Source organism: Pantoea sp. AG702, assembly GCF_003182295.1.
GTDB classification, from domain to species: domain Bacteria; phylum Pseudomonadota; class Gammaproteobacteria; order Enterobacterales; family Enterobacteriaceae; genus Pantoea; species Pantoea ananatis.
On sequence record NZ_QGTU01000005.1, the window covers coordinates 145973 to 169679 of the forward strand.

Here is a 23707-nt window from a genome sequence, read left to right on the forward strand (position 1 = left end):
GCAGGTCTCCGACGTTTTCCGGCGCACACCTGGTCTGTCAATGAGCTCGGGAGATGTCATCAGGGCGTGATGAAGCCGGGTGATGAGCCTGACAATGACGTTTGGGTTTGGCTCCCGCTCAATACGAATCCCCATGTCTATAAGGGTTTGGCAAGGGGGAACGCATGATGGAGTTATGGCGCGCATAGCGCCCTCGCTTTTTTGCTTCTGTTGTGTAGATAAAATGCGCGTCTGTGGAGGAGGATGGGGGCATTTTTTTCAGGCGGGCTGAACCATGATGGTTGCTGCTGCTCCGCCAGAAAAAAGGCTATTCGTGATTCAGGAAAATATTTCCCATCGAATCAACGCTTGAAATCAAGTAATTAATCTCGGATCGTTCCAGAGACGAAATCCTCCCTCGAATGCCAGTGTGTTGTCGCCTTTCCGGCACTTTGGCGGGAGTGAGTCGAGTTCATCTACGTTTCCTCCGCCTAAAACCACGTAGTCAGGCTGCAACGCGGTGGTCAGCATTTCCACCACGTCAAAAACCCGCGCCTGCCATTTTTTGTTCCCCTTTTTTACCCGGTAGGCTTCACCTACGTAGTGTTCGTAGCTATTGCCTTTGCGATAAGGTAAGTGAGCGATCTCCATGGGCTGAGCGACGTTTTCGATGATCATCGCAGCCCCTAGTCCCGTGCCAAGACCGAGGAACAGCATGCGTCCGCCCTGATAGGAACCCAGCGCCTGCATCAGGGCGTCGTTGACGATACGAACAGGGCAGCCAAAGGCGCCTGCATAGTCAAACCCCACCCAGCCCTCACCGAGGTTGGCGGGCTCCCGAATGGGTTTATTGTCCGCGACGGGACCCGGAAATCCCATCGCAATCACATCATAGGACATGCCTTCCGCCAGGGTCTTAACCGCGGCAACCATGTCTGCGGCCGACATGTTTTTTCCACTATCTGCCTTCTTTTTTACCCCGCCAGTGCTGGAGAGGATCTTCACATGGCTTCCGCCGATGTCGATGGACAAAACAACATGATCTTTCTTTTTTTTAGTTTGCCGCGTCATTGGTAATTCTCCATAGGCTCAAACGGGATCGACCCAGCCGCCGGGGGGCATAAAGTCCGCCATAGCGGCAGGCCCCCAGGTTCCTGGTTTGTAGGCAGGTGGAACGATTTTATCCTTCAGTACGGGTTCGACGATTTTCCAGGCCAGTTCTGCTGCATCCTGCCTGGTGAAAAGCTGACGATCGCCCGCCATGGCATCGCCAATCAGCCGCTCGTAGGGCGCCATATCGCCCAGACCATCGTCAAGCGCGGTGAGTTCGACCGCTTCACCCCGCATCTTTTCGCCGGACGCCTTGCGTCTCGCGCCGATGCCGATCGTAATATCCGGGCCGAGGCGAAAGCGGATATAGTTGGCGGGCTCGTCGGTAATTTCATCAAAAAGGGTAACCGGCGGTCGCCTGAAGCGCACAACCACTTCCGTGGCATGCGCGGGTAAATTTTTCCCAGCACGGATATAGAAGGGAACGCCACTCCAGCGCCACGTTGTAATCTGAAAGCGAACCGCAGCGAAGGTCTCCGTCGGAGAAGACGCGGCGACACCCGGTTCATCGGTATAGCCTTCAAACTGACCCCGAACCACGTCATCGTCTGACAGCGGCGGCATGGCCTTTAACACCTGGACTTTCTCATCAACCAGATCGTCGGATGCGCCGGAGGAGGGCGGTTCCATGGCAAGTAACAGAAGCACATTAACCAGGTGATTCTGAATCACGTCACGGATGCAGCCAACTTCGTCATAGAATTTGCCGCGTCCCTTGATGCCGAAGTCCTCAGCCATGGTGATCTGAACGCTTTCGATATGTTCACGATTCCATATGGGTTCAAGGAAGCTGTTCGCAAAGCGAAAGTAGAGGAGGTTCTGGATAGCCTCCTTGCCCAGAAAGTGGTCGATGCGGAAAATCGCGTCCTCATCGAAAACCTTGTGCAGCACCTCGTTCAGCTGTTTTGCCGAAGCGAGATCGCGGCCAAACGGCTTTTCCACCATAAGTCGGGCGTTTTTCGCGATACCGGCCTCTGCCAGCCCCCCCGCAACCGTTTCGAACAGGGAGGGGGGAATGGCAAGGTAGTAGAGCGGGTTATGATGACCGGCAAGCGCCTCGCGCAGCCCGTCGAATGTTGACTGAGATCGATAATCGCCTGAAACGTAGGAAAGCCTGTCCGCCAGTGCGGCAAAGACCGCCTGATCGACCACATCGACATGTTTTTCAACCGCCTCTTTTGCACGCGCGATCAACTGGTCACGCGTCCAGTCTTCAAATGCAACACCGATAATGGGCGTACTGAGCGTTTTACGCTTCACCATTGCATAGAGAGAAGGGAATATCATCTTGTAGGCAAGATCGCCGGTGACACCGAACACTACCAGCACATCTGATCGTTGCTGCGCCATCGCTGTGTACCTCCGCGTTACCTGGTTTTTTCCAAATGGCCGCCGAAGGCATGCCGCATGGCTGAGAGGACTTTTTCGGCAAACAGTGCTTCGCCACGAGAAGAGAAACGCCCGAAAAGAGCAGACGCGAGAACCGGAGCAGGAACGCCCGTGTCGACAGCCGCCTGCAATGTCCAGCGCCCTTCACCGGAATCAGACACGCGGCCATCATAATGGTTAAGATTCGGGTCCTGTTTCAACGCCTCGGCTGTCAGATCCAGCAGCCAGGAGCCGATCACCGAGCCATGTCGCCATACCTCTGTAACGGCGGGAAGATTGATATCAAAACGATAATATTGCGGACTGGAAAGGGGCGCGGTTTCCGCATCAGCCTCCCGCTCGCCGGTTCCGCTATTGGCCGCTTTTAATATGTTCAGGCCTTCGGCATAGGCGGCCATGACACCATATTCAATGCCATTATGTACCATCTTGACGAAGTGTCCGGCGCCTGCTGGCCCGCAATGAAGATAACCTCTCGGCGCCGTGCCCAGGGCCGCATCTTCCGCAATGTTCTGACCGGCACCGGGCGCAAGCGACGCAAAAATCGGGTCCAGGCGCTTCACAGCCGCCTGCGGGCCGCCAATCATCAGGGAGTAGCCACGCTCGAGGCCCCAAACGCCACCCGATGTGCCGACGTCGATATAGTCGATTCCGAGAGGTGAAAATTCCCCGGCGAGGTCGATAGCTTCACGGTAAAAGGAGTTGCCCCCATCGATAATAGCGTCGCCCTTATTCAGCGCTGCTGCGAACTCCCGCGCAATCTTTGGTGTTATCGCCGCGGGGAGCATGAGCCAGACCGCGCGCGGCACCTCCAGCTTCGCAATCAGATCGCCAGGGGATAACGCGCCGGTTGCGCCTTCTTTAACCAGTGCGTCAACGTTATCGGCGTTCACGTCGTAAACGACGCATTCGTGGCCCTGTTTAAGAAGCCGACGTACCATGTTGGCGCCCATGCGGCCGAGACCTACCATTCCAATCTGCATATCATTCTCCATTGCCAATGCGGGTTTGATCGTTCGGTTCATTTACGACGTGAACGGTAAAATCGGTGTTTTCCCAATGTTCAACGTCAGGCCAGTAAAAGGTAAAGACAACACGGGTTCCTGCGGTTTCGTGCTGTACAGGCAGGTCCACGTAATAGGTTCCAAGCCCCGATGAGCGCGCCGGGGAGTCAGAAACGGTAGCCCAGTCATCCGTACTCCAGTGCACCAGGGCGTTCGCTTCCGTTTCCAGCCTCAGTTGCTTCCCGACAGGAAGGGAGGACACGCGGTTGTTAAAGCGCCATATGCGCAAATGCGATCCGGTCTGATTCCTGATATAGCGTTCAACGCCTTGGGGTGGCATATCGAAGACCGCGCCATCGCGAAGCGATCGCAGCAGTTTAATGTGTTCGGAATGTGCCCAGACAAGCGGCATGGCGCTACCGGAAGGACGCCCGAAGAACAGCGCCTTATCGGGAATATCGGGGCCGTCCCATACCTGTTCCGGTAACAGCCCGCCCGAGCCTGCCGATTTTTCCAGCGTGGCCAGGAGCGCCTCAGCCGCGTCGTGCCTGCCCGCTGCCAGCTCGTAATGCGCGCGTTCGCCCGCCAGCAGAGGCCAGGGACGCCCCTGGCCGATACCGTCGAACGGCGCGCCGTCTGCGTGTTCGCCATAGCCATCACCGGTGTACCGATACCACAATGGCCCCTGGGGTAAATCGACCCGAAGACTGTGGTCAATAGCCTTTATCGTATCAAGGATATGCGGGTCGTCCGCTGCACGCAGGCCGAAACGCACCAGTGCCAGGGCATCCGGGCTCAGCACATCAGCGGTCGGCAGAAGCGCCCGATCCGGTGTCTGGTTGCGAATCTCGGTATTGCCGGATGCGCTGACCTCATCCGTTGCGCCCGACGGCGCGATGCGGACATAGTGACCGGAAATGCCAATCGAGGTGCAAAAATGGGGATCCCCGGCAAAGGTCCATTTTTCAATCTGCTCATTCCAGCAGTCTGCGGTTTCTCGCAGGTGGTTTGCCGCCGCTTCATCTCCGTCTATCGAAAGCAGATCCGCGGCGGCAAGCAGTGCAGCGATCTCGACCGCCAGGGTAAACGGACTGTAGCCTGAGTCTTCCTCCCAGCGGTCCTCCGCGGTCGCCGGGCCGTTGGTCAAAATGTAGCAGGCCGCGCGGCGTAGCATAGGCATAAAGCGTTTCTGCGCTTTATTGTCGAGATAGCCGAGTCTGCGCAGCATATCCATAAGCAGGAGGGGGAATGCACACTCATCCATCTGGATGCCTGGCCAGTAGGGTTTTCCATCCAGCCACAGGTTCTGTGGCCACCTCCCGGAGGGCTCCTGAACACGACGGAGATATTCCAGAATGGCGAGTGCCTGGTCGGCATCGCCTGCGGCCAGGAAACCCCCTGCCGTTTCGACCAGGTCTCGCGGCCAGACCAGATGATAGCCGCCAAGATCGTCATCGCCCTTCGAAAATCCCCAGGGTATCGTCAGGCTCGCGACAACGGCGCCGGGACAATCAGCGGCTCTGTGCGAGGCCAGTACCGCCGTTGAAACCCGGTATGTATTGACGCCGTTTCGCGCTTCTTGATCGAGTGGAATGAGCCTGTCCTGCCACGCTTGCCAGTTGCGAATATACTCATCGCGCGCTTTATCAAAGCCCGCGTTAAGACTGGCCGTTGCCGCCGCTGCGGCCTCGGATTCCGTTTGGCCGAAACCAATAGCCAGCGTGGCTTCACTGCAGGCGCTGGTGAACGCCAGCTCTCCGGCAAGCGCGACATTGCCATCGTCTGCCCGCCGGTATTGGTTCACAAGGCGTCCCTGTTCTTTAAGCTGCTGCCAGCCGTCTGACAGACCGACAAACCCGGCGCTCATTGCCGTCCAGGGGATGTCGCAGACGAGCGCCAGATAGCGGGAGCGGCCGGTGGCGAAAAGCACTGGCTTATCGTTAAATTCGCCGATCCAGGCGGCGTTCATTTGTCCGGCATTCACCAGATGGGGAGCGAGCAGTGCGGTGACGGTGTAATCCTCAACGTTCCCCTTCAACGCGGTGAAGCGGACCCGCTGCAGCACACAGTCACGGGCCGGATCCGTAATGATGTCCTTCTCAAGCCTGTAGAGGCCGTTACGCGCCGTGTTGGTGATGGTGAAGGCCGGAATGCCTGGCGAGTGGGTTCGGGTTTCGGTCAGGCAGTCGCGCTTTTCTTCGGAGAAATAACCTTCAGGCCCCGTGATAACGAAGACGCAATCGCGGGTACAGGCGCTGTCAACGCGTGGATAATAGATTTCGTTGAGAACGCCGTGGCTCAAGGTGAACCAGACGCGCGAGTCTGATGAAAGGGCCGTGCCGATTCCGCTCTTGGCACTCGATGTCCATCGGGCTTCAATTCCTGGCCTTCCCGGGGCGGCGTCAACGCCTGCACGTAATGGCGGGTCGTCATGCTTCATGCACGTTTGCAACGGGAAGGCGTCGCTGTCAGCGTTTGACATTTTTAGGATACCTTGGCGGTCTGCGTAAAAAATCTAGACGACGACGTTGCGGAGTAAATCCTGGCTTCATGCGGCGGCTTTTCTGTCCCGGGGCAACCCGGTTCACCTTGCGCCTGAGCAATGTAGAACCAAACTCCAAGATTTATATAGCGCTGATAGTGTGTTGAATCAACCATCCCTATCAGCGCAGCAACACCGAAAATTATTCACGACAAGACGACTTTTCGCCGCTCACCTTCATCCGCACATGAACGTCTTTCTCACTGACTCATAAACCGCCGCGACCCGCTCCCCTTCATCGCGCGGACACTAAACCCGCGCCCCATCGGGTAATCCTTCTGGGTAGCCAGGGCGACGATGCGCCTTGCTTCAGACGAACCCGACTGATGCCCGGCAGCGCAAGAACGTGCGTCCTGATAGCACCGCTCTCCCGCCTGGATTTTCAGCTAAACGCATGAAATCACATCATTTAAAGGGCTTTGCCCGACTACGTCGGGCGTACGGCGCTGAGCCGCATCTTTGCACTTATCGCTGTAGTCCTGGTCAGGCTAAAGGTCTGGCTCAACGATCGCTTTGTGCCCGTAGCGGACGTGATAGCAGGGTAGGTCAGATATCTAATGTACAAGGCCCGATCGGGCAAGGCAGCGTGAGATACCCTGTGGCCAGCTACGTTGAGCCTGGCAGGTAAATCGACAGTGCGCCCCTGCGTAATGTCTTTTTTTGCAATGTCTAAAAGCAGAAAACTTACATCGTGTTACGAGATAAACCCCATCACTAAAGGTGACTGTATGTCACAGCCGAAAATGACAGATGCTGATTACATCTTGCTGGCCAACTTCCGCATGAAACTACGCAGATTTATTGCCTTTAGTGATAATCAGGCTCGCAATGTGGGATTGACGCCACAGCAACATCAGGTGCTGCTGACTATTTGGGTAGCGCGAGAAGCAACGGCAATGGTGGGTTAGGTTGCAGAGCGGCTGATTTTAAAACCGCACAGCGCGTCTGGGCTGATTAGCCGCCTGCAGGACGCCGGACTCATCACTCGCCAGGCCGATGAATCGATTGACACCTCAGGCGGAAGCCTTGCTTGAGGCGCGCGCTGGCGCATATCGAAGCGCTCAAAACGCCAAAGCCTTTGCAGGTAGAACTGGTCGGTGAGCTTGATGGCTGACAGCGCTGGATCTGTCCGCCGCGGTTAGCGTAAACAATCGATATATTTTTGCGCCGACTGCTTCACCACACTGCTGGCATCGGCAATAATATCGCGCCCTTCAAATGCGCTGTAAAGTTTCCTGAAATCATAGGGTTGAAGTCGATTGACGATCGCAGTGATTGTCGCGGCGGGTAAAGGAAGCATATTGGGATAACTCCACATAAAAGAGACTGCGTTTGACCCTGCGCTAACCTGCACGATATCACCAGACAGCACGATGCCATCCTCCTTTGCCCAGTGCAGCACGGTTCCACCTTCAAAGTGTCCTCCCAGACGTAACAGTGTCACATCAGGCATGAGGGTTTTTGTCTCACCTTCCCATAACCGCAGATAGGGGCTGTCACGCATAATCCACTCGCTGTCACTGGCGTGCAGGTAAATCGGCGCATCAAAGACCGCTGCCCAGTCTTGCATGGTGCTGTAGTAATGAGGATGAGAAACCGCAATCGCGCTGATGCCGCCCAGGGCGCGAACGATGTCAATCGTGGCATCGTCAAGATCAGGAATGCAGTCCCAAAGTACGTTGCCCTGCGCGCCCTTTACAAGAAAGGCCCGCTGGCCAATAGCAAATTCAGGAACCGTTTGCAGGCTGAATAATCCCTTTTCCAGCAGGGACCATTTATTACTGTGGGCCGCATGCAACGCCTCAGGTGAAATCCACTGTTGTCCTGTTGCCGGGACATACTGACGTTCGTCCTCACAGATTTTACAGCGGTCAATGTGAACATCCTGCTGTTGATATGACGTGCCGCACGTGAGGCAAATTTTGATCATCCTGCGTTCTCCCTTAACCCTTTCAGATTAATTTTAGAGCCTGTATCAGGTGCAGGTTTCAATTTGTGCCATAGGGCGTGAAGGACAATTAATGGCTGTAGACCAAAAAATGGACGTTGTTGATGTAAAACTGCGCCACCTGGGTCATGCCAAGACGCTCGTGCGCCTGAATTGATCGACGATTATCAGCCTGGATAAACAGCACCGGGGCCTTAGTACCGTAGTGACTGCGCAGTTCATCGTACAGACGCAGCAGCAGGCCCTGACCGCGGGCACGGGTGCTGATGCAGGCCGGGCCATAAATCCAGCACTGCTTCCCGGGCGGCCAGGCGCGCAACATGGCGTTCACCATCTCCGGGCCTTGCCGGAATGATGAGGTGCTAAATAACACGCCGGCAATCCCTGCCGCACACTGCGCGACTGCCACTATGGCGCCAGGGTGATTCAGCATGCCGGCAACTTTTTCGGCGGGGAAATCGCCATTCAGCGCGCCGTCATTGCCCGCTGCGTTTTCCTGAAGCAGTGCCGTGATGCCTGCCAGGTCATGCGTCGTTGCTTGCCGGACGAGATAGTTATCCGGGGTAGGCATAATGCGATACTCCCTTAAAGATGATGCCGCCGTCCGGTTCTACGGGGTATTGCGGCGGTACAATGCCCACTCATCTATGCGCTCTCCCGAAGGCAAGGTACAGTATCCCTCTTCGCCAGCCGCTGTTTTCACGCTGTCAATTTTGCCGCCGACAGCAAGGCAATGTTGGGATGCAGGATTAGCCAGCTGTGATGTCGATGTTTCACGCGGTGAGGGTGAGGGTGAGGACAGACAGCCAGAGAGCAGCAGAGAGAGTAAAATCGGTAAAAAGGTTCTCATATAACCTGCTTGTTGTTGAAGAGCGCATTCACATGCTATCCGGATTTATCGGGTAAATCATTATAGCCACTCAAAAGGAGAAGGATGATGTCTGACAAACCGTTAAAAATCGTCACGCTGCTGGGAAGCCTGAGGCAAGGCTCGTACAACGCCATGATCGCGCGTGCACTCCCACAGCTGGCGCCAGAGGGGATGACCATAGATGCACTGCCATCCATTCGGGATATTCCACTGTACGATGCGGATCTTCAGCAAGAAGAGGGATTCCCCGCCACGGTTGACACGCTGGCTGCACGTATTCGCGAGGCTGATGGCGTTATTATCGTCACACCCGAATATAACTACTCCGTGCCTGGCGGTTTAAAGAATGCCATTGACTGGTTATCTCGCGTACCGAATCAACCTTTGGCGGGAAAACCGGTGGCGATTCAAACCAGCTCCATGGGCGCTATTGGTGGAGCACGTTGTCAGTATCACCTGCGTCAGATTCTGGTATTTCTCGATGCCATGGTGCTGAACAAGCCGGAATTTATGGGTGGGGCGATCCAGAATAAAGTCGATGAGCAGGCCGGGAAGGTGATTGAGCAGGGCACGCTGGAACATCTGGCAAAACAGTTAGCCGCGTTCAGTGATTTTATTCGCAGGGTAAGCGAGGGGTGATTTAAGTTAATCCTCTGAGAAGAACCACGCTCTGCAAAAAGCGTGGTTCTTAAATTGTCGATTAACGAAGTAAAGACAGCATAGTCTGAGGTACCTGATTGGCCTGGGCCAGTACCGACGAGCCCGCCTGCTGCAGAATCTGCGCGCGTGACATGTTCGACACTTCCGTCGCATAGTCCGCATCCTGGATACGGCTTCGTGCTGCAGTCAGGTTAGTCACGGTGTTATTCAGGTTACTGATTGTAGACTCAAAGCGGTTCTGAGATGCACCCAGCAGGCTGCGCTGACTGTCGACGGCCTTGATGGCTTTATCGATATCCGCCAGTGGGGTGCTGCCTGATGCGGTGCCACCACTACCGCCGGTTACGGCACCCTTCAGCACGTCAAAACCAATAGCCGCAGTGCTACGGGCGGTTCCGTTAACTGTCTGGCCAGTGGTCACGCTGGTATTCTGCACGGTGCCTGACGAGGCGTTACCGGCCGCAGCAAGATCGAAGCTGTCACTGGAACTCAGAGTGATACCGATAGTCTGGCCATCCTGCGCACCGACCTGAAAATTGTAAGTGCTGCTACCCGATCCCGTGTTGAGGACTTTCAGACCGTTGAAATCTGTCTGCTTGGTATCGCGGTCGATCTCCTGCATACGCTGGTTAACTTCAGCCTGGATTGAGTCAATATCAGATGCTGAGTTGGAGCTGTTCTGAGCCTGAACAGTCAGGTCACGGACACGCTGCAGGTTGTTGTTTATTTCATCCAGTGCACCTTCAGCCGTCTGAGACAATGAAATACCGTCATTGGCGTTACGTGCGGCAACCGTCAGGCCGTCAATATTCGATGTGAAACGGTTAGCAATCGCTTCACCGGCCGCGTCATCTTTGGCGCTGTTGATACGCAGGCCTGATGACAGGCGCTCGATAGCCGTACCCAATGATGACTGTGACTTATTCAGGTTGTTTTGAGTAATTAACGACAGAACGTTTGTGTTGATCACTGACATGGTAAATTCCTTCTTATAGAAACGTATTATTTACGCATTATTATTATCGAGCTGACCACGCCAAACTTTAATGAAAAGACGCCAGTTAAGATTAATTAGTGAATGGTTTTTTTTACAGGGCGGTGAAGTTGTAAATACAGAAACAACTCAGAAAAAAGTTATTATAAGCACACACAAACCTCAATCAGAAGAATAACTTTTTAAAGGTTAAAAACCTTTTGTTACAGCATTTATCATCAAAAAGCACAGATGATTAAATATTTACATTATTAGCCGCATGGTATGATGAGTCATGTTTTTTCTGTAACACAGCCTCTCATTAAGGAAATTACATTAACTCTCCCTAATTAAAAAGTAAGATATATCATTATCCGGCATTACGATGATAATAATTATTTTTTTACATTTCCCCACAAGAAAGACAGACGTCCGTAGTCAAGAAAATTGCTGGCAGCGTTAAAACCAGTTTGTCATGAAAAACGACGGGAGTTCAGCCTTGGCTCTCATGCCCGGGGACATCGGTTAGCGGACGGGTAATAATGTTGAACGGGTTTCTCGTGTTCAGCTTAAGCCGAGAAGGGACGAACGGGGAACCGGTCTGGGAAAGGACAACATCAAACGGCGGCGCGCTGATGGCAAGGTGTACCATCAGCGCGGAAGATAAAAATTTCGGCTAAACCAGAATTACATTTTTGCGAACTGTGCAGAGAGGTAATCCCCCGTCTGCGTCATTGAAGACACCAGCGTACTCAGATTGGTGAACTCCGTTTTATACTGCGCCATGACCGCGGTGATCTGATCATTAACGTTGTTATATTGATCAGACAACTGTTTTAGCGAGGTATTAATCCCTGTCGTCGCGTTTGATACCGTGCCGTTGCTGGCTAACATATCATTGAGTCTGTTGGTCACCTGCGTCGCGAACCCCGTAGTTTTGCCATCACCGGTCAGAAAACTTAAAACATCTGCAGGCTGATTGGTTAAGGCGGCATTCAGCTTGGTGCTGTCTACCGTCAGGTCACCTTTATCGTCCTGGGTAATGCCGAGTTGTGAGAGTACCTGAATGCTTCCGCTACCCTGAGGATCGGAAAACTGGCTGCGCAGGCTGGTCTGGATATTCATTAACGTATTATCCCCCAGCAGATCGCCATTATCGGTACTTGGCGCCTGGCCTTCCTGCACGGGTGTATAATTTGTCTGATCTGCAATGGTTTTTTGCAGGGAATTATAGGCATCAACGTACGTCTGAATCGCCGTCGCCATAGGCGTGGTATCCGTGGCGATAGATAAGGTTTCAGGGGAACCGCTGTTAACTTTATTCAGATTCAGTGTGACCCCTTCAGGGGCATCGGTGACGATGTTGCTGCTGCGCGTGATAGCCAAACCGTTTATCTTCAACTGAGCATCCTGAGCAGCAACCTGCTGTGTCATGCCGTTATTACTGCCGCCACTGCTGTAACTGATATACTGTGACAGCGTCGAGTCATTGGTGCTGACGGTCATCGCATTCGCGGTACCGCTATCACGTGCGGTCAGGGACAAATAGTAGGTGTTATCGTTTGCCATAATCACGCTGGCATTAACACTACCTTGCTGCTTGTTAATTGCATCACGGATATCTGTCAGGCTGGTCTGATCCTGGTTTAAGGTCACGGTCAGCGGCGATTTCTGCCCAGACTGGCTGATGGTAATCGTACGTGATGCCATGCTGCTGTCACCGAGATCGGTACTTTCGCTGCTGGCGGACTTAGAAAGCAGAGACTGCGCGGCGGCGAGCTGATCGACCTCAACGGAATAGTTTCCGGCTGCGGCACCGCTGGCAAGCGTGGCAGTAAAGGCGGTATTTGAGCTGGTGACTTTGGTTGTGGCAATGCTCGAGGCATTTTCCAGCGCAGAGGCGGCCGTTTGCAATTTCGACATTGAACTCTGAACCACGCCCCAGGCCGTCAGCTGCGCATTATAAGACGCCTGCTGATTAGTAATCGGTGTCAGTTGCGCCTGCTCAGCTGACTGTAAATTATCATATAACGTGTTGAGGTCGAGGTTAGTACCAGCGCCAAGTGTGCTTATGCTTGCCATATTCTTGTCCTGATGAAGTGACACCAGAATTAAAAATACAATGCATTAATCAGGGGTTTTTCTGATTTTAAATGTTGTTGCAAATCGGTTTATTGTCATTACTTAACTATCAATTTTCTGTTAAGGAGGTAAAAAATTGTTAACGCAATAACAATTTGAAATTCTTCCGGGGCGGTTAATTTGGCTTTTGAATAATATACATCGGTGCCGTCTGCAAACACATCAGCGATTAATCAGTCATTTAGCCAGCATCCTCTACCTTAAGCCAAATTCATTTTTCCTAATCATCATAGCTCAGTTATTCACTCTGCTTATCCTGTTTTAACGACGATCGACGACAAATTGATGCAAAAAACGGAAAAATACTTAATGCAAATTATGCAGTGTCCTGAAAATATCCGTCGCTAATCAATGCGTTTACAACCGGGCCAGAAAGGTGGATGACTGCTTTTTATTGCGTATTCTTCACTGTTTTCGGTAAAAAATATTTTCGCTGCGCGTTAAGTTTACGATTGTTACATCCATTTACGGCAGCGATCGAAACGTTAACAAAGGTGCACGCTGAAGCACATACCGCAGAGCGGAGCCCAACCCGATGTCAGGGGCGCAGGGCTACGTGAAGAGGTGCATGTTGATCCGTCGGCCTTATGCCTGTCGGGAAAAGCGTGCATCAAAAAGGAAGGGGATATTTACCGCCTGTCTGACGATCGCACTGAATTCAGGATGCTCCGGATTGAGAAGATAATTCGATTCCACGGGCGAAAGGGCACTGGGCACGCGCAGTGCGACCGATCCCCCGCTTTGTATCCAGGCATCACCAAATAAACGCAGCGCTGCAGGCGCTTCCGGTGCGGCCCAGTCGTCAGGCAGTTGCTTGATATCAATCCATTCAATCAGCCTGTCGGGAACGTCAATGCTCATGAGGGTAAAAAAGTCCAGTACGCTGGCGCTTTGCAGATGGATAAGCGTCTCCAGCATGGTGAGGGAAGCAGTTTCAGAAGCGTAGACCATCGATACGCCGACGCTGTTCCAGCGTCCGCCGCCTTCACGGGCACCAAAACCGCTCCAGGCCGACCCCAGATAGCGCGTTTTGGTCATGCGATAGAGCTTCAAGAATACACACCGTGTTCAAGCCGGGTAATGAGTTTCAGCACTTCATAAGCCCCGGTTTCTGACGCGACCAGATCAGCCGGTTTTTTATTGCCTAAGGCGCGCGCAGGCTCATTGAGCCACTGCCGTGCCTTTTCTTTATCGCCCTCAAACAGCTCAACCGCACGATCCATCACGCGAATAAAACGCACCAGCCGTTCGCTCTGCTCCGCAGTAAAGCGGCTTTTAACGCCGCGGGTGAAGGTTGAGCCCGCAATGCCGGTCATACGGCGCAGTTCTGCCTGAGAGATTTGCGCCCAGGTGACAATGCGACTGGCTACCGTGCCGTCCAGACCATCATCGATTTGATCCATCAGCATCACGCCGTCAGCACTGCTCAGGCCAGCAAATTGCCATAGACGATCCGGTTCTGCAGCGGATACGGGTAAAGTGAACTGTTTCATCATCACCTCCATTTGGTTGTTCTATTATAGCCAAATGGTGATATCGTTCAATCAGTTATTGATGCACTGTCATCATAAGAAAATAAAGTCGTTTTATCATTTCTCTGGCTGCAGACAGAGAAACGAAGTTATACCGCCTTGACGGTCAGCGCCGGGTCTGACAAGAAAACGTAAAAGCGTGACTGAAAACAAAGGAAAAACGGCTACGAACGACGCATTTGGCTGGACGTCATTACAGGTACACCATAGCCAGTGTGGCTTCTACAGACAGGGCATCATTTTTTAACATGGCAAGATTTTTACCTAAGGCAACTCTTATCGATGACTGTGTTATATTGCCGCTCTTAAACGCAGGTACTGGGCTCAACCGATAGGGACTATCCGTTATGAAACGACACGATATTAATTCTTCCTCTCTTTTCCGCAGTGCGGGATTCGACCCGACGTCAGGCGTACTGGAACTTGAATACCGCAATGGCACCTGCCGTCGCTGGCTTGCCGTGCCTGCTCATACCTATCAGGGATTCTGTGCTGCCCTCGATCAGGACGCTTTTTTCCGCGAAAGTATCGACAACCGTTTCTTCTCCATGTATCAAAAGAGTGATGCCTAAGCGCATTGCTGAAGCCCTGAAAACATTGACCGCCGTCACCTTTTTCAGGGCATTGACGTGGCAGGGATAACCAGACACATTCGGGTCTGCCTGTTGCTGGCTGCCAGTATTATCCCTGCAGGCTGATCTTTCTGTCTACGCAGTGAGGTAACGATGAAAAAATCGCTTATCCGCGTTTTTTTAAGTTTAGTCACCCGCATGGCTGTGGTACTCGTTGCACTGACAGGAATAACGGTTGCCGCCGAAAACATTCCCTCGTCCGCACGCTCCGCTGAGCAACCCTGCTGTGGTCCCGTCACGCCTGCCGCTCAGGCGATCCTCACCGTGCTTGATCGGTCGGACGTTGAGCATTTATGGCTCAATCATCATCACGTCAACTGGGAAACCGGTCAGCCTGACAAGCCGGATGACTACTCAGGCCCCGGCAATCATACTCACTGCAGTGCGTTTGCGGCGGCCATGGGGGCCCGGCTGGGTGTGTATATGCTCAGGCCACCACAGCACAGCCAGATATTGCTGGCAAGCGCGCAGACACGCTGGTTCGACAGTCAGGAAGGTCGTCAGGCGGGCTGGATTAGGGCGGCCGATGCACTACATGCACAGCAGTTTGCTAACCAGGGAATGCTGGTCGTGATTTCCTATGAAAGCCCCGATAAGCACAGGCCTGGCCATATCGTTATTGTCCGACCTTCATTAATTACGCTGGCGAGATTGCGCGCAGAGGGGCCTTACATCACCCAGGCCGGAACCCATAACCTGCTTGTCGGCAATGCAGCCACTGCGTTTGCGGGCCACCCGGGCGCCTGGCCTGACGGCGTGAAGTTTTTTGCGCACGCATTACGGCAATGACGCCGGGAGAGATGCGAGGCCAGTTTAGCCTGTGGTGTAAACGGCCTGGAACAGTAGCGTTCTGCCCGCCATTTTTACGCCCGAATCTGAATCCCTTCGGTGATGATGTGCTGGACACTCTTCACCGTTTGTTCAAAAAACACAGGATCGCTGAGTGTTTTACCGGTAATCGCCTCAACCTGTACCCCAAAATCTGCGTAATGCTGAGTGGTGGCCCACAGCATAAAAATCAACTGCATCGGATCGATGGGTGCGATCAACTCATCTTTAATCCAGCCGCGAATCACGTCCGATTTATCCTCCACCAGCGTTTTCAGGCTGCCGCCAAGCTCCTGTTTCAGCAGCGGTGCGCCCTGAACCATCTCCAGACAAAATAATCTTGAGGCCTGAGGATGGTCACGGGAGACGCAAAGCTTCAGACGAATATATTCCCGTATTGCTTCCAGAGGATGCTGATCGGACTGCAGTGCTTTAAGCGGTGCCAGCCAGATATCCAGCAGCCCTTTGAGCACCGCAATGTATAAATCTTCTTTCGAGGGAAAGTAGTAGAACAGATTGGTTTTCGAGACATCCGCGCGTTCAGCAACCTGCTCAAGACGGGTGCCGTGAAAGCCATACAGTGAGAAGAATTCCAGTGCAGCGGCCATGATAGCGCCACGTTTGGCAGCAACCGCTCGCGAACGTCGCGTCAAAGATTTCGATGGCGTTTTCGCGGCGAGGTTTTCTCCGGCGTCAGAACCCGGGTTTTCGGACAATGGCTTCACAACATTTCCCTGATACACACAACAAGGCCAAAAGCATAACAAATAGGCATTAAGGCGACTATCGTCATACGCGTTATTTATAAACACAACTTGATAACAACCCAGCACAACCAATATTTAACAAAACTGCACCATTTGCGCTCAACTCTGCCTGATTAACGTGCAGTTATTTTTGAGTAAATGGTCTGTTTTAGACCATTTACTCCATTATAAATCTACATAATCCTATAACATTCTGTTTTAAATGACTTTTTAAAAACTGGCATCCGCTTTGCAAATGTCCTTACGTCAGGAGATTTCAGCACGGTGCAACAGGAACCCGCAGGACGCACTTAAGCCGCGCAGAGATTTTCGCAAGCCCTTGTTGTCGTCCCAATTATTTTCAATCGAGGTGAGCTATGAAAATCGGTGTCTTTATTCCTATCGGTAACAACGGTTGGCTAATTTCAGAAACTGCGCCGCAGTACAAGCCAACCTTCGAACTGAATAAAACTATTGTGCAGAAAGCAGAGCACTACCATTTCGACTTCGCGCTCTCGATGATCAAACTGCGCGGCTTCGGCGGTAAAACGGAATTCTGGGAACACAACATGGAGTCATTCACGTTGATGGCCGGTCTGGCCGCCGTAACGTCCCGCATTCAGCTCTACGCCACCGCCGCCACCCTGGTCATGCCACCGGCAATCGTTGCGCGCATGGCTGCCACAATTGACTCCATCTCCAACGGCCGGTTCGGCGTGAACGTGGTAACCGGCTGGCAGAAACCGGAATACGAACAAATGGGCATGTGGCCTGGCGATGACTATTTTTCCCGCCGCTACGATTACCTGACCGAATATGTCAGCGTACTGCGCGATCTGTGGGGAACAGGGCACTGCACGCTTGACGGCGAATTTTTCAAAATGGATGACTGTCGCGTCAGTCCACGCCCGCAAAGCGAAATGAAAGTCATCTGCGCCGGACAAAGTGACGCCGGCATGGCGTTTTCCGCCAAACACGCCGATTTTAACTTCTGCTTTGGCAAAGGCGTCAACACGCCAACCGCTTTTGCACCTACCGCAGCCCGCATGAAAACAGCGGCTGACGCTGAAAACCGTGACGTGTCCTCTTACGTGTTGTTCATGGTGATTGCCGATGAAACCGACGAGGCCGCGCGCGCCAAATGGGAGCTGTACAAAGCCGGTGCTGATGCGGAAGCCCTGTCATGGCTCACCGACCAGAGCAGTAAAGATACCCGCTCCGGCAGCGATACCAATGTTCGCCAGATGGCCGATCCCACGTCAGCGGTCAACATCAACATGGGGACGCTGGTCGGCTCCTGGGCCAGCGTCGCCAGAATGCTTGATGAGATCGATACGGTTCCCGGTGCGGGCGGCGTATTGCTGACTTTTGACGATTTCGTCGAAGGTATTGAAAACTTTGGTCGTTACATCCAGCCGTTAATGAAAACGCGCCAGCACATCGGCATTGAGCAGAAAGAGGTCGCATGATGAACATTGTTGAAAATCAAACCGTGGTTCGCCGCGCGCCCGATAATGCTGGCGAGGAAAGGGTGCTGGCCGCGCGTCCTGAAGCCATTGGTTTCACCCCGCAGCAGACGGCGCTTATTGTGGTGGATATGCAAAACGCTTACGCCTCGCAGGGCGGTTATCTTGATCTTGCAGGCTTTGACGTGTCTGCCACCGCGCCGGTCATTGCCAATATCAAAGTGGCGATTGCCGCTGCTCGCGCGGCAGGCATTAAGGTGATTTTTTTCCAGAACGGCTGGGACAATCAGTATGTCGAAGCCGGGGGGGCGGGCTCGCCCAACTTCCATAAATCCAATGCGCTGAAAACAATGCGCAAACGTCCCGAGCTGATGGGCAAACTGCTGGCGAAAGGGGACTGGGATTACGATCTGGTCGATGAACTGCAACCCCAGCCGGGCGATATTGTGCTGCCAAAACCACGCTACAGCGGCTTCTTTAATACCCAGTTGGATAGCCTGCTGCGCAGCTACGGCATTCATCATCTGGTTTTCACCGGCATCGCCACCAACGTGTGCGTCGAATCCACCCTGCGTGACGGCTTCTTTTTGGAATATTTTGGCGTCGTACTGGAAGACGCGACACACCAGGCGGGCCCCGAGTTTGCGCAAAAAGCCGCGATTTATAACATCGAAACGTTTTTTGGTTGGGTCTCCAGCGTAAGCCACTTCTGCGACGCGGTGGGTTACAAAACTGAACAAAACGCGGCCTGACCGCTTGTGAAAAGGACAATGAACGATGCCTAAACGCGCCATTATTCCAGCCGGCAGCGGTGTTCCGCTGGCGCCATTTGTTCCCGGTACGCTTGCCGATGGGGTCCTGTACGTTTCCGGTACTTTGCCTTTTGATAAAGACAACAACGTCGTACATGTGGGCGATGCGGCAGCACAAACCCGCCATGTACTGGAGATCATCAAAAGCGTGATCGAAACCGCAGGCGGCAGCATGGATGACGTCACCATGAACTCGATTTTTATCACCGACTGGGCGAATTACGGGGCAGTGAATCAGGTCTATGCGGAGTATTTCCCGGGTGAAAAACCGGCAAGGTTCTGCATTCAGTGTGGGCTGGTGAAACCGGATGCGTTGATCGAAATCGCATCGATTGCCCACCTTGGCAAATAATCTGTTCGGTGATGTATTTCATCTGAGGAAACAGTATGTATTACAAGGTATTGGGTCAGCAAAACGCTGATGCAGAAACCGTCGTGCTCTCCTCGGGTCTCGGCGGCTCCGGGGGATTCTGGCAGCCTCAGCTGGCGATGCTCTCGGCGCATTTTCGGGTGGTGGTCTATGACCAGTACGGCACCGGCGCCAGTCAGGGTAGCGTACCCGCCGGTTACCGGATGGAGGATATGGCCGATGAGCTGGCAGGCTTACTTAACGCGCTGAATATCAGCCGCTGTCATCTGGTCGGTCACGCACTGGGCGGCATTATGGGTCTGCATCTTGCCCTGCGTTATCCCGCGCTGCTGCAAAGTCTGGTGGTAATTAATGGCTGGACAGTCCTTAACAGCCAGACGCGCCGCTGCTTCGACGTCCGTCGGAACCTGCTGCTTAACAGCGGCGTAGATGCCTACGTGCAGGCGCAGCCGCTGTTTCTGTACCCGGGTGACTGGCTTTCTGAACATGAAGCTTTCCTGCAGGAAGAGCGCCAGCATCAGGTGGCGAACTTTCAGGGGATGGAAAACCTGCTGCATCGCCTGCAGGCGCTGATGGACTCCGATCTGACCACCTCGCTCAAAGGCGTCATCGCGCCGACCCTGGCGTTGAGCGCTAAAGATGATTTGCTGGTGCCCTGGTCCTGTTCAGCCGATCTCGCCTCGCGCCTTCCCCATGGCGAGCACCTGCAAATGGGCTACGGCGGACATGCCATGAGCGTAACGGACCCCGATACGTTTAACCCGATTTTACTGGACTGGCTGCAGCGGCAGGCTTCGCATCCATCCGGAACACCGTCTGATTTCATACCTGTGGAGATGCCATGACCGAAGCATTAACCGCCAGCGCGCTGGCCACGTTGTTCACCGAAGCCCGCACCCATAACGGCTGGCTGAATAAACCGGTAACAGGCGAACAACTGAAAACGATTTACGAACTGGCGCGCATGGGGCCGACCTCGGCGAACTGCAGCCCGGTGCGCATCGTATTTATTCAGAGCCAGGAAGCGAAACAACAACTGGCGCCGGCACTTTCCAGTGGCAATCTGAAGAAAACGATGACCGCTCCGGTGACGGCGATTATTGCCTGGGATCCGGAATTCTATGAGCTGCTGCCTGAACTGTTTCCGTCCGGCGATGCCCGTTCATGGTTCACCTCCAGCCCACAGCTGGCACAGGATACCGCGTTCCGCAACAGCAGTTTACAGGCTGCGTATCTGATTATGGCCTGTCGCGCGATCGGCCTGGATACCGGACCGATGTCCGGTTTCGACAATGCCAAAGTTGATGAAACCTTTCTGGCGCAGGAAGGCTGGAAATCGAATTTTCTGATTAACATTGGTTACGGCGACAGCAGCAAAGTCTATCCGCGCGCACCGCGCCTGGACTTTGACCGCGCCTGTCGCGTGCTGTAAGCATCACCGATCATGACTGAGGACACGAGCATGCAATCAACCCTGAACGCCACACTGCCCGCGACCGACATGCCCCTTGCTGAAAAAGAGGCTGCCGTTGAGAAACAGGAATACCGCAATGCCATGGCGCGCCTCGGCTCTGCCGTCAACATCATCACCACTGACGGCCCCGGCGGTCGGGCAGGTTTCACCGCCTCTGCTGTGTGCAGCGTCACCGATACGCCACCGACACTGCTGGTGTGCCTGAACCGTTCTGCGTCGGTACATCCGGCGTTTATACAAAATCAGGTGCTGTGCGTAAACACGCTGGCCGACAGCCACGAATCACTTTCTAATTTATTCGGCGGAAAAACGCCGATGGAACAACGCTTCGACGCCGCCGAATGGACAGATCTCGCCACCGGCTCCCCGATCCTCACTAACGCGCTGGTGTCATTTGACTGCAAGGTCACGCAGATCACCCGGGTCGGTACCCACGATATTATGTTTTGTGAAGTTGTTGCACTCCGTTGCAACGATGACTGCCACGGACTGGCGTATTTCGACCGACGCTATCATCCGCTGATGCGTCAGATAGCCTGTTAACTCAATCCGCATTCAACTTAGTAAGGATCGTACATGGCACATTCCTGGTTTCCGCAATGGCGTAAAAGAGAAGGTAATCTGGATGGCGCGGTGATCGCGCCGGATGAACGGCTACCGTTTGGCGCGACGGTGATCATGGGACTGCAACACACGGTGGCGATGTTTGGTGCCACGGTACTCATGCCATTGCTGATGGGGTTTGACGCCAATATGGCGATCCTGATGTCGGGCATCGGCACGCTGCTGTTCTTCCTGGTCGTAGGCGGGCGCGTGCCGAGTTATCTCGGTTCCAGTGCTGCATTTGTCGGGTTAGTGATTGCCGTGACCGGCTACAGCGGCCACGGCACGAACCCGAATATCGGCGTCGCGCTGGGCGGGATTATCGCCTGTGGCCTGATTTACATGCTGATCGGTTTTGTCGTCATGGCGGTCGGCACGCGCTGGATTGAGCGCCTGATGCCGCCGGTGGTGACCGGCGCGATAGTGATGGCGATTGGACTCAATCTGGCGCCGATTGCCATAAACAGCGTATCCGCTTCATCGTTTGACAGCTGGATGGCGGTGATGACGGTGCTGTGTATCGGATCGGTGGCGGTGTTTACACGCGGTCTGGTACAGCGACTGTTACTGTTGCTGGGTCTGGTGGCGGCGTACCTGATTTATATGGCGATCACCAACGGCCTCGGGCTGGGCACGCCGGTGAATTTCAGCGCCGTGGCGCAGGCGCCCTGGTTCGGCGTGCCCACCGTCACTACGCCGGTATTCAGCACGCACGCTATGCTGATGATTGCGCCGGTGGCGGTGATCCTGGTTGCGGAAAACCTTGGCCATATTAAAGCCGTGGCGGGGATGACCGGTAAAAATCTCGATCCCTACATGGGCCGCGCCTTTATCGGGGATGGCCTGGCGACCTTGCTTTCGGCTTCGGCGGGCGGCACCGGCGTGACAACCTATGCCGAAAATATCGGCGTCATGGCCGTCACTAAAATTTACTCCACGCTGATTTTTGTCGCCGCCGCAATCATGGCCATTGTGTTGGGTTTTTCGCCTAAATTTGGTGCCTTGATCCACACCATTCCTGGCCCGGTGCTCGGTGGAGCATCCATCGTGGTATTTGGCTTGATTGCCGTAGCTGGCGCCCGCATTTGGGTACAAAACCACGTTGATTTGGGCCTGAATGGCAATCTCATCATGGTGGCAGTTACGCTGGTACTGGGCGCGGGCAACTTCACCCTGAGCCTGGGCGGCTTCAGCATGGGCGGCATCGGCACCGCGACCTTTGGGGCGATTTTACTCAATGCTTTCCTGAGCCGCAGCAAAATGGCAAAGACGCCGGCTGAGATTGAGGCAGCCACAGAAGCGGCGCTGAGAGAGCCGTAACCTTTTATTGCTTCGTCTGTCGTCAGTGGGTGTTAAGGGTGCCTGGTGATCGTTTCACAACACTAACCAGGCATTTTTCACCGCCTTTTTGCGCCTGACATATTATCTTTTCCTATGCATTCCCCCGCAAACTGGGCTGATTTTCGCCCTGATCCCTGAATTAACGTGGGTGCCATAACCTTTTCATCTGACTATAGCCTGCGGTTATATCCTCCAACTAAACAAGCATTCGTCACCTTTTGAAGCGCATGAAATAGTGGGTTCAGAAACTTACCTTTGTCTGAAACGAGAAATATCATGCTAATTCCACAACCCTATTTACTTTTTCTTGGCGATGTCACCGATCCACTCGCGGCGAAAACGGCGCGAGGTATTCATATCTGGCGGCCGGAGCAGTGCGTGGGCGAAATTAAACTCCCGGGCTGTACTGTCAGCCTGGGTCTGGATGAACTTGACATCATCAGCGCCAAAGCACGCGGCGCGAAAACGCTGGTGCTCGGTACTGCTAACGCAGGGGGCTATCTGCCAGAACACTGGCTGGATACGGTGAAAAGTGCCATCAAAGCAGGCATGAACGTTGCCAGCGGACTGCATCACCGTCTGGTGGACGAGCCCGAACTGGTGACGCTTGCCCAGACGTTTGGTGTTGAGCTTTTTGACTTACGCCATATGCGTCCGACGCTGAGCGTTGGCAGTGGTAAGAAGCGGACAGGCAAACGGATACTGACTGTTGGCACCGACTGCTCCGTGGGCAAGATGTACACCTCACTGGCGCTGGAAGCGGCGATGCGTGAGCGCGGAATGAAAGCGGATTTTCGCGCTACAGGTCAGACAGGGATTCTGGTGGCGGGCGAAGGGATTGCCGTGGATGCGGTCATCGCGGATTTTATTGCCGGTGCCGCCGAAGCGCTGTCACCCGCGAATGATGAGGATCACTGGGACATCGTTGAAGGGCAGGGGTCACTGTTCCACCCCTCTTACGCAGGCGTCAGTATGGGGCTCATGCACGGTGCGCAACCTCACTGGTTGGTGATGTGCCATGAAATGGGGCGCCCCCATATGCGCCATTTACCTCATCAGCCAATGGTCAGCCTGAAAGACTGCGTTGAAGCCAATCTGCGCGCTGCCCAGGTGACCAGCGCGTCCGTCCAGCTGGCGGGGTTTGCCATTAACACCTCAAATTACACGGAAGACGAAGCGCGCGCCTATTGCGCCGAAGTCAGCGCAGAGTTTGGTTTACCGGCTACGGATCCTGTGCGTTTTGGCATCGACGAGATCGCCGCACTGCTTCAGGCGCGGGGGTGAA

Annotated in this window: 24 protein-coding genes; 12 read left to right on the forward strand and 12 right to left on the reverse strand. The window is 54.0% G+C overall.

The window, feature by feature from the left end; genetic code table 11:
• Positions 1 to 354: 354 nt before the first annotated feature.
• From DFO57_RS15240 to DFO57_RS15255, 4 genes are read right to left on the reverse strand one after another with little or no spacing between them, the layout of a single operon-like run.
• Positions 355 to 1050 (reverse strand): ROK family protein, encoded by a 696-nt coding sequence (locus DFO57_RS15240; RefSeq protein WP_013027850.1) that lies wholly within the window; start codon positions 1048 to 1050, stop codon positions 355 to 357.
• An 18-nt stretch (positions 1051 to 1068) separates the two neighbouring features.
• A complete protein-coding gene (zwf, locus tag DFO57_RS15245) occupies positions 1069 to 2439 on the reverse strand; it encodes a glucose-6-phosphate dehydrogenase (RefSeq protein ID WP_013027851.1) in 1371 nt (456 codons plus the stop codon).
• A gap of 17 nt (positions 2440 to 2456) precedes the next feature.
• Positions 2457 to 3461: a phosphogluconate dehydrogenase (NAD(+)-dependent, decarboxylating) gene (gnd, locus tag DFO57_RS15250; RefSeq protein WP_110015491.1), complete on the reverse strand. Its 1005-nt coding sequence runs from the start codon at positions 3459 to 3461 to the stop codon at positions 2457 to 2459.
• 1 nt (position 3462) lies between these two features.
• The gene (locus DFO57_RS15255; protein ID WP_110015492.1) at positions 3463 to 5964 is read right to left on the reverse strand and encodes a glucan 1,4-alpha-glucosidase; all 2502 of its coding nucleotides are present in this window, start codon (positions 5962 to 5964) and stop codon (positions 3463 to 3465) included.
• A gap of 788 nt (positions 5965 to 6752) precedes the next feature.
• On the opposite strand from DFO57_RS15255, the gene DFO57_RS22915 reads away from it, so the two are divergent.
• A complete protein-coding gene (locus DFO57_RS22915) occupies positions 6753 to 6932 on the forward strand; it encodes a hypothetical protein (RefSeq protein WP_218054861.1) in 180 nt (59 codons plus the stop codon).
• Positions 6933 to 7162: 230 nt separating this feature from the next.
• Here DFO57_RS22915 and DFO57_RS15265 read toward each other — a convergent pair whose 3' ends face one another.
• The 3 genes from DFO57_RS15265 to DFO57_RS15275 form a co-directional block, all read right to left on the reverse strand.
• Positions 7163 to 7954 (reverse strand): MBL fold metallo-hydrolase, encoded by a 792-nt coding sequence (locus DFO57_RS15265; RefSeq protein ID WP_110015493.1) that lies wholly within the window; start codon positions 7952 to 7954, stop codon positions 7163 to 7165.
• A gap of 88 nt (positions 7955 to 8042) precedes the next feature.
• Positions 8043 to 8543 (reverse strand): GNAT family N-acetyltransferase, encoded by a 501-nt coding sequence (locus DFO57_RS15270; RefSeq protein ID WP_072139150.1) that lies wholly within the window; start codon positions 8541 to 8543, stop codon positions 8043 to 8045.
• A gap of 39 nt (positions 8544 to 8582) precedes the next feature.
• Positions 8583 to 8822 (reverse strand): DUF333 domain-containing protein, encoded by a 240-nt coding sequence (locus tag DFO57_RS15275; RefSeq protein WP_110015494.1) that lies wholly within the window; start codon positions 8820 to 8822, stop codon positions 8583 to 8585.
• A gap of 87 nt (positions 8823 to 8909) precedes the next feature.
• Between DFO57_RS15275 and DFO57_RS15280 the strand changes: the two genes are divergently transcribed.
• Entirely contained in the window at positions 8910 to 9482 is a 573-nt protein-coding gene (locus DFO57_RS15280; RefSeq protein ID WP_014598338.1) for an NADPH-dependent FMN reductase, read from the forward strand.
• 61 nt (positions 9483 to 9543) lie between these two features.
• Here the strand turns inward: DFO57_RS15280 and DFO57_RS15285 are convergent, their stop codons facing one another.
• The 4 genes from DFO57_RS15285 to DFO57_RS15300 form a co-directional block, all read right to left on the reverse strand.
• A complete protein-coding gene (locus tag DFO57_RS15285) occupies positions 9544 to 10479 on the reverse strand; it encodes a flagellin (RefSeq protein ID WP_013027859.1) in 936 nt (311 codons plus the stop codon).
• A 684-nt stretch (positions 10480 to 11163) separates the two neighbouring features.
• Complete coding sequence (fliD, locus tag DFO57_RS15290; protein ID WP_014333136.1) at positions 11164 to 12558, reverse strand: flagellar filament capping protein FliD; 1395 nt, start codon at positions 12556 to 12558, stop codon at positions 11164 to 11166.
• 645 nt (positions 12559 to 13203) lie between these two features.
• Entirely contained in the window at positions 13204 to 13671 is a 468-nt protein-coding gene (locus tag DFO57_RS15295; protein ID WP_022622882.1) for an RES family NAD+ phosphorylase, read from the reverse strand.
• On the reverse strand, positions 13668 to 14111 hold the full coding sequence (locus tag DFO57_RS15300) for an antitoxin Xre/MbcA/ParS toxin-binding domain-containing protein (RefSeq protein WP_014598335.1): 444 nt from the start codon (positions 14109 to 14111) through the stop codon (positions 13668 to 13670). The genes DFO57_RS15295 and DFO57_RS15300 overlap by 4 nt, the downstream gene beginning before the upstream one ends.
• A gap of 386 nt (positions 14112 to 14497) precedes the next feature.
• Here DFO57_RS15300 and DFO57_RS15305 point away from each other — a divergent pair, with 386 nt between their 5' ends.
• Positions 14498 to 14722: a KTSC domain-containing protein gene (locus tag DFO57_RS15305; RefSeq protein ID WP_013027863.1), complete on the forward strand. Its 225-nt coding sequence runs from the start codon at positions 14498 to 14500 to the stop codon at positions 14720 to 14722.
• Between the two features lie 153 nt (positions 14723 to 14875).
• Positions 14876 to 15571, forward strand: a complete 696-nt coding sequence (locus DFO57_RS15310) for a hypothetical protein (RefSeq protein ID WP_064374342.1) — start codon at positions 14876 to 14878, stop codon at positions 15569 to 15571.
• Positions 15572 to 15645: 74 nt separating this feature from the next.
• Here the strand turns inward: DFO57_RS15310 and rutR are convergent, their stop codons facing one another.
• Complete coding sequence (gene rutR, locus DFO57_RS15315) at positions 15646 to 16335, reverse strand: HTH-type transcriptional regulator RutR (protein ID WP_019105825.1); 690 nt, start codon at positions 16333 to 16335, stop codon at positions 15646 to 15648.
• 398 nt (positions 16336 to 16733) lie between these two features.
• Here rutR and rutA point away from each other — a divergent pair, with 398 nt between their 5' ends.
• The 8 genes from rutA to dgcN all read left to right on the forward strand — a co-directional run bounded on the left by rutA (position 16734) and on the right by dgcN (position 23706).
• Positions 16734 to 17825, forward strand: a complete 1092-nt coding sequence (gene rutA / locus DFO57_RS15320) for a pyrimidine utilization protein A (protein ID WP_014604632.1) — start codon at positions 16734 to 16736, stop codon at positions 17823 to 17825.
• Positions 17825 to 18574, forward strand: coding sequence for a pyrimidine utilization protein B (rutB, locus tag DFO57_RS15325; protein WP_014333147.1), 750 nt, complete (start codon positions 17825 to 17827; stop codon positions 18572 to 18574). Before rutA ends, rutB begins: the two co-directional genes overlap by 1 nt.
• Positions 18575 to 18599: 25 nt before the next feature.
• Positions 18600 to 18986 (forward strand): pyrimidine utilization protein C, encoded by a 387-nt coding sequence (gene rutC / locus DFO57_RS15330; RefSeq protein ID WP_013027868.1) that lies wholly within the window; start codon positions 18600 to 18602, stop codon positions 18984 to 18986.
• 35 nt (positions 18987 to 19021) lie between these two features.
• Positions 19022 to 19849, forward strand: coding sequence for a pyrimidine utilization protein D (rutD, locus tag DFO57_RS15335; protein ID WP_013027869.1), 828 nt, complete (start codon positions 19022 to 19024; stop codon positions 19847 to 19849).
• The gene (locus DFO57_RS15340) at positions 19846 to 20436 is read left to right on the forward strand and encodes a malonic semialdehyde reductase (RefSeq protein WP_013027870.1); all 591 of its coding nucleotides are present in this window, start codon (positions 19846 to 19848) and stop codon (positions 20434 to 20436) included. Before rutD ends, DFO57_RS15340 begins: the two co-directional genes overlap by 4 nt.
• A gap of 69 nt (positions 20437 to 20505) precedes the next feature.
• On the forward strand, positions 20506 to 21021 hold the full coding sequence (gene rutF, locus DFO57_RS15345) for an NADH-dependent FMN reductase RutF (protein WP_088900766.1): 516 nt from the start codon (positions 20506 to 20508) through the stop codon (positions 21019 to 21021).
• A 33-nt stretch (positions 21022 to 21054) separates the two neighbouring features.
• Positions 21055 to 22401 carry a pyrimidine utilization transport protein G gene (rutG, locus tag DFO57_RS15350; protein ID WP_110015495.1) on the forward strand — a complete coding sequence of 449 codons (1347 nt, stop codon included), beginning with the start codon at positions 21055 to 21057 and terminating at the stop codon, positions 22399 to 22401.
• Between the two features lie 297 nt (positions 22402 to 22698).
• Entirely contained in the window at positions 22699 to 23706 is a 1008-nt protein-coding gene (gene dgcN / locus DFO57_RS15355; protein WP_014333151.1) for an N-acetyltransferase DgcN, read from the forward strand.
• The last annotated feature ends 1 nt before the right edge of the window (position 23707 follow it).